The organism is Sphingopyxis sp. RIFCSPHIGHO2_12_FULL_65_19, from assembly GCF_001830555.1.
GTDB lineage: Bacteria > Pseudomonadota > Alphaproteobacteria > Sphingomonadales > Sphingomonadaceae > Sphingopyxis.
This window is the reverse complement of the sequence record NZ_MIAM01000039.1, coordinates 13223-19545: the sequence shown is the minus strand read 5'-3', so window position 1 is coordinate 19545 and position 6323 is coordinate 13223. Positions and strand designations below refer to the sequence as shown.

The 6323-nt window shown below is 65.5% G+C and carries 7 protein-coding genes; 4 read left to right on the top strand and 3 right to left on the bottom strand.

All coding sequences use genetic code 11. The annotated features are described in order from the left end of the window. The 3 genes from A3E77_RS11450 to A3E77_RS11440 all read left to right on the top strand — a co-directional run. On the top strand, positions 1-475 hold a 475-nt coding region (locus A3E77_RS11450), incomplete at its 5' end, for an ATP-binding protein (protein ID WP_293645986.1). Beyond that, positions 472-1848 (top strand): PEP-CTERM-box response regulator transcription factor, encoded by a 1377-nt coding sequence (gene prsR / locus A3E77_RS11445; protein ID WP_293645984.1) that lies wholly within the window; start codon positions 472-474, stop codon positions 1846-1848. The genes A3E77_RS11450 and prsR, both read left to right, overlap by 4 nt. Then, a complete protein-coding gene (locus A3E77_RS11440; protein ID WP_293645982.1) occupies positions 1849-3696 on the top strand; it encodes a tetratricopeptide repeat protein in 1848 nt (615 codons plus the stop codon). It abuts the gene before it with no gap. Between the two features lie 170 nt (positions 3697-3866). Here A3E77_RS11440 and A3E77_RS11435 read toward each other — a convergent pair whose 3' ends face one another. The 3 genes from A3E77_RS11435 to A3E77_RS11425 form a co-directional block, all read right to left on the bottom strand. Then, positions 3867-4451, bottom strand: a complete 585-nt coding sequence (locus A3E77_RS11435) for a hypothetical protein (protein WP_293645980.1) — start codon at positions 4449-4451, stop codon at positions 3867-3869. A gap of 103 nt (positions 4452-4554) precedes the next feature. Continuing rightward, the gene (locus A3E77_RS11430) at positions 4555-4902 is read right to left on the bottom strand and encodes a GntR family transcriptional regulator (protein WP_056374231.1); all 348 of its coding nucleotides are present in this window, start codon (positions 4900-4902) and stop codon (positions 4555-4557) included. Positions 4903-4973: 71 nt separating this feature from the next. Continuing rightward, positions 4974-5555 carry a nitroreductase family protein gene (locus tag A3E77_RS11425; RefSeq protein ID WP_293645978.1) on the bottom strand — a complete coding sequence of 194 codons (582 nt, stop codon included), beginning with the start codon at positions 5553-5555 and terminating at the stop codon, positions 4974-4976. A 182-nt stretch (positions 5556-5737) separates the two neighbouring features. On the opposite strand from A3E77_RS11425, the gene A3E77_RS11420 reads away from it, so the two are divergent. Then, positions 5738-6323 (top strand): peptide MFS transporter (locus tag A3E77_RS11420; RefSeq protein WP_458574443.1); only part of this gene is annotated, 586 nt, incomplete at its 3' end.

The following is a 6323-nucleotide window of genomic DNA, read 5'->3' as shown; positions in this document are numbered from 1 at the left end:
GCGGACGTTGATCGAGCCCGTGTTGAACGACATCGCCGCCGAGGCGCGGCCCCGGCGTTCGCTTTTTGTCGGCTGCCAGGCCGGGCTGTCGGCATGGGGCGACGCGGCGTCGATCCGCCAGATCGTCCAGCATCTGGTCGCCAACGCGATCGACGCGTCGGCCCCCGACACGCCGGTCCAGGTGGTCGCGGTCGCCGAACAGGGCCGCGTGCGCATCGACGTGATCGACCAGGGCGCCGGGATGACGCGCGACTTCATCCGCGACGAATTGTTCAAACCCTTTGTGTCGACAAAGGAATCGGGTTTCGGACTTGGCGCATTTGAAGCGTTGCAGATCGCGCAGGCGATGGGCGGCGCGATCGAGGTGGCGAGCGAGCCGGGCAAGGGAAGCGACTTCACCCTGTGGCTTCCGCTTGCCGATACGCATGGCGATGCCGAGGTCGCGGCGCGCGTAATGAAAGTGGCATCGAAATGAGTGAGAGTGGGGCGCCTGTCCGCAAATTGCTGGTGGTCGAGGACGACCCCGGACTGCAAGCGCAGCTTAAATGGGCCTATGAGGATTATCAGGTGCTGATCGCGGGCGACCATGACGCCGCGATCGACCTGCTGCGCGCCGAGGAGCCCGATGTGGTGACCCTCGACCTTGGCCTGCCGCCCGACGCCGACGGCACGCGTGAGGGCTTCCGGACGCTCAAGACGATCCTCGAAATCAAACCCGATACCAAGGTCATCGTCGTATCGGGGCATGGCGAACGCGCCAGCGCGCTGACCGCGATCGCAAGCGGGGCATGGGATTTCTACCAGAAGCCGATCGATATCGACGAACTGGGAATGATCGTCCGGCGCGCCTTTCATGTGCGCGAGCTGGAAGTCGAAAATGCGCGACTGGCAAGCGAGGGCAGCGGCGACAACCGCGTGCTTGGCGGCATGATCTCCGGCGCGCCCGAGATGCAGAAGGTCGCGCGCACGATCGAGCGCGTCGCGAACCTCGATGTCAGCGTGATGCTGTTGGGGGCGAGCGGCACCGGCAAGGAATTGCTCGCGCGCGGACTGCACGAAGCGAGCGCGCGGCGCGACGGCGCGTTCGTGGCGATCAACTGCGCCGCCATCCCCGAAAATCTTCTGGAAAGCGAATTGTTCGGGCATGAAAAGGGCGCGTTCACCGGCGCCGTGAAAACGACCGAGGGCAAGATCGAGCTGGCGCACGGCGGCACGCTGTTCCTCGACGAAGTCGGCGACATCCCGCTTCCGTTGCAGGTCAAGCTGCTGCGATTCCTGCAGGAACGCACGATCGAGCGGATCGGCGGGCGCAAGGCGATCGCGGTCGATACGCGGATCGTCTGCGCGACGCACCGCGACCTCGACGCGATGATCGCCGAACAGAGTTTTCGCGACGACCTGTATTACCGGCTCGCCGAGATGGTGATAAAGATCCCTCCGCTCGCCGACCGACCGGGCGACGCCGTGCTTCTCGCACGGCATTTCCTCCACCAATATGCGCCCGAAATGAACCCCGGCGTGCGCGGCTTTGCGCCCGACGCGCTCCAGGCGATCGACGAAGGGCGCTGGCCGGGCAATGTTCGCGAACTGGAAAACCGGATCAAGCGCGCCGTGATCATGGCCGATGGCAAGCTGGTGATGCGCGAGGATCTGGATATGACGGCCGATATTGCGGAGGGCGAAGAGGCGTGGTTGAACCTGCGCAGCGCCCGCGAAGCCGCCGATCGCGTCGCGATCCGCCGCGCGATGACACAAAGCGAGGGCAATATCTCCGCCGCTGCCAAGCTGCTGGGGATCAGCCGCCCGACGCTTTACGACCTGTTGAAGCAATATCGGATGCACGCCTGAATGGGCCGCCGCCGCTTCTGGACCGGGGCGCCGCTGATCGCGGCGCTGCTGCTCGGGGCGTGCGGCGACGGACCCGCGAACACGCCGCGCGACGCGCTCCAACAGCGCCGTGCCGCGTTGCAGGAAGCAATCGCCGACGACCCGCAATCGATCGTGCGGCGTGTCGAACTGGCGCGCGTCGCGATCGCGCTGGGCGACGGCGTCGGCGCCGAAGCGGCGGTTAAAGGCGCCTTGGGCGCGGGCGCGAAGGACGCTGCGCTTCGTCCGCTGCTCGCCCGCGCCTATGCGATGCAGGGGGAGGGCATCCGGGCGCTCCAGACGCTCGATGGCGGGCCGATCATCCCGGAAATGATCGGCGAAGCGGCGTGGGTCGCGGGCGACGTGCATCTGGCGGGCGGCGATCTGGGGGCCGCGCGCGAAGCCTATGACCGCGCGGTCCACGAACTGCCGCGCAACGCCGGGCTGTGGGTCGACGTCGCGCGCTTTCGCGACGCCAATGCCGACACGCTCGGCGCGCGCGACGCGGTCGATTATGCGATCGAACTCGACAAGGCGAACAGTGCCGCGCTGGCGTTCAAGGCCAATCTGGTGCGGACCGCAGACGGGCTGACCGCCTCGCTTACCTGGTATGATCGGGCGCTGGCCGCCGATCCCGACAATGCCGATGCGCTGATCGAACAGGCGGCAACGCTTGGCGACCTCGGCCGCTATCGCGACATGCTGGTCGCTCTGCGCCACGCCGCGACGATCGTGCCGCGCGATCCCCGCATTTATTACCTGCAAGCCGTGCTGGCGGCGCGCGCGGGCAATTACCGGCTCGCGCGCAGCCTGCTGCAACGCACACGCGGCGAGCTTGATGAACAGCCTTCCTTCATGCTGCTCAGCGCGATCGTCGAACTCGAACTGGGCGGCGAGGCGGTGGCGGCCAGCTGGGCCGACCGGCTGATCGCGCAGCAGCCCTATAATTTTACCGCGCGCCGCATTCTGGCCGCCGCGAGCTGGGCGGGCGGCGACACCGATGGCGCGGCCGAGGCGCTGGCGCCCATCGTGTCGCGTCCCGATGCCGACAGCTGGTCGCTGTTGCTGGCGGCGCGGGTGGCGTCCGAACTGGGGCGGCGGATCGAATCGGCGGACTATCTGGGCCGTGCTGCGACGCTGGCGCGCGGCGAAGCGGTGCCGTTTGCTGCCAACAATGATTATGGGCTGCTGACGATGGCGGCCGATGCCGAACCGCTGAACCCCGCGGCAGCGATCCCGGCGATTGCGGCAGACCTGTCCGGCGGCAACAGCGTCCGCGCCGCCGCGCGCGCGGTGCTGCTGCGCGATGCGAACCGCGGGGTCGCCGACGCGCATATCCTGCTCGGCGACGCGGCGCTCGCCGGGGGGCAATTTGATGTTGCGGTCCAGGCCTATCGCGCGGCGCGCGCGCTCGATGCGGGCGAACGGACGACATTGCGGCTTGCCAATGCGCTGTATCGCGCCGGCGATATCGCGGGATCGGGCGCGGCGATCCTTGCGCTGCGCGACAGCCAGCCGTCGAGCATCGCCGCCGACCGGCTGGCCGGACATCTGGCGATGGATATCGAGCATTGGGACGAAGCGATCGCCCATTTCGATCGCGTGCGCGGGCGGATCGGCAATCGCGATGCGGTGGTCCTGCGCGAACTGGCGCGGGCGTGGGCGGCGAAGGGCGACGACGCCCGCGCGCTGCCGCTGATCGATCGCGCTTACCGTCTGCAACCGCTGAATGCGGGGATCATGCTATTCTACGCCGACCTGCTGGAACGGCGCGGCAACGGCCAGGCGGCGGCCGACCTGCGCGACAAGGCGGCGCAGATCGGGCGATAGGCCGGGGATGACGGGTTTCGACCGATTGTGGACCTATCCATCCTCGTCACCCCGGACTTGATCCGGGGTCCACGACTTCAGCGCCGCAGTGGATCCCGGATCAAGTCCGGGATGACGAAGGTCTGAAAACGACCAAGGGCGGACATCCAACGTCAGCGAGGTCGCGCCTATTAGCGGACGGTTGTCGGCACCCAATCAGGCGGCAATTGGTGCCAAGGTTGGTCCGCAGAGCGCGCTGCCATCTCCTCTTTGACGCGACGTTCACGCCATATCGGCCCGCCTACGTGCCATTCGGCTTTCTCCGCTCCAAAATCAGCGGTTAGTCGCGCAGGAATATGTTCCTCAGCATCCCAAACCGCCATCAGTTCCATGTTTTGGATCGCTGGGTCCTCCACTCTCGTATCGTGGTCCGACCTGTCGCCGAGCCAGACGGAGACATCCAGTGTTCCCGTAGGCCACTGGACTGAGGGGCGTGGGGCGACAAGTTCACTCACGACGGTAAACCGTCCTAGCTTCTTCCATCTCCCGCCTCTCAAGGCGCGCGTGATGGATGGATAGCCTACGGTAATCACAGACATGACAGGGGCAGCGAGAGCGTCAGTTGCCTCCGCTAGCTGGCGGTCGCGCCGTCGGAAGAAACCGACGCACTTTTCCGGCGTGACTTGACCGTAGTAAATCCAGCCATCGTTACCCGTGATCGCATAGAGCGTTCCGGCGGTCAGGTCAGCGCGCGCGGTTGGCTTTTCTTCGAACATTCCTTCTTATCGCGGGCGGAAAAAGTTCGGTCAATGTCCGCTATGGCGCCATGGCAACTAAATACGGCCATGCCGCTTCCCACCCCAAAGCTGACGGGCGGTTTTACGCTTCGGTCAAATCCAGCAGCGTCCGGGCGTCCAGTCCGATGCGGCGCATCTGCTGCGCGACGGGCGGCCAGACATTGGCAAGGAAATCGGCGCGCATCAGGTCGCGGAGCCGTTCGGTCGCGCCCGCGGCGACGAACATGCCCACGCCGCGTTTGACCGTGACCAACCCTTCGTCCTGAAAAGTCTGGTACGCCTTGGCGACGGTCAGCGGGTTGGCCCCTTCCTCCGCGGCGAGCGACCGCACCGACGGCAACATGTCGCCATCGCGAAACTGGCCGTCGAGGATGGCATTGGCGATGACGTCGCGCAGGCGCTGATACACGGGTTTGGACTGATCGAGCATGCCGCCTTAATGCCATAAGACAGCAGCACAGTCAAATGCGGATAATTACAAATTCAGTTCGCCAGATGAAACTAAATTTCCCAGGCGCGAACAACCTCGTCATATTCGGGGCGCGGACGTTCGTCGAGGTCGCGCGACGCCGTGCCGAGGAAGAAATAGCCCACAATCTGATCGCCGTCGCGCGCGCCGAACGCGGCGGCGACTTGCGGATTGAACGCCGCCCAGCCGGTCAGCCAGCTGGCGACGAAGCCGTGGGCGTGCGCGGCGTGGAGCAGGTTCATGCCCACCGCGCCCGCCGACATCTGTTGCTCCCACACCGGAATTTTTGCGCCCGCGACGGGGGTGGAAAGGAGCACGACCAGGGTCGGCGCCTGATGCGCGAACTGATCGAGCGCCGACAGGTCCATGCCGGCGGCGCCCGGATTGTCCGCGACCCATGCGCGTTTGAGCAACGCCGCAAAGGCTTCGCGCTGGTCGCCCGCGACGGTGACGATGCGCCACGGCGCCAGCTTGCCATGGTCCGGCGTGCGCAGCGCCAGCGCGATGATGTCGCGAAGCGCGGCGGCGTCGGGGCCGGGGGCGGCCATGTCGCGCGGCTTGCCCGACCGGCGGGTGGCGAGGTGGGCGAGGAGGGAGCTGCTATCGTTGAACATGCGCGCCATGTGGCGGTTCGCGGCGGGTTGCGCAAGTGTTGCGAATGGTTCGCAACAGTTTTTGGCCCGCGCGATGCAGTTTCACGCGCAATTAGATTCTTCCCATACGCAATTTTGACGCTAGTGTTACGGCCATCTGCCTCGTTTCAGGGGCCTATAACCATATCCAGGGAAGGGTCGCCATGACCAAAGCCTATGCCCAGCACGGGGATGCAGCCGGGACGTTTCTCGGCCACCCGAAGGGCCTTTTTGTCCTGTTTTTCGCCGAAATGTGGGAGCGTTTTTCCTATTATGGGATGCGCGCCCTGCTCATTTTCTACCTGACCAAGCATTGGCTGTTTTCGGACGGGGAATCGGGTGTCATCTATGGTGCCTACACCGCGCTCGTTTACATCACGCCGGTGCTCGGCGGCTATCTGGCCGACCGCTGGCTGGGGCAGCGAAAGGCGGTCACTTACGGCGCCATCCTGCTGACATTCGGCCATTTTATCATGGGGTTCGAGGGCGATGGCGGGCAAGACCCGGCCAGCCTCAGCATTTTCTGGCTCGCGCTCGCTTTCATCATCGTCGGTTCGGGCTTCCTGAAGGCGAACATCTCGGTGATCGTCGGCCAGCTTTACCCGCGCACCGACGTGCGCCGCGACGGCGCCTATACCATCTTCTACATGGGGATTAACCTCGGCGCGTTCCTCGGTTCGTTGCTCTGCGGTTATCTCGGTGAGACCTATGGCTGGTCCTATGGCTTCGGTGCCGCGGGCTTCGGCATGC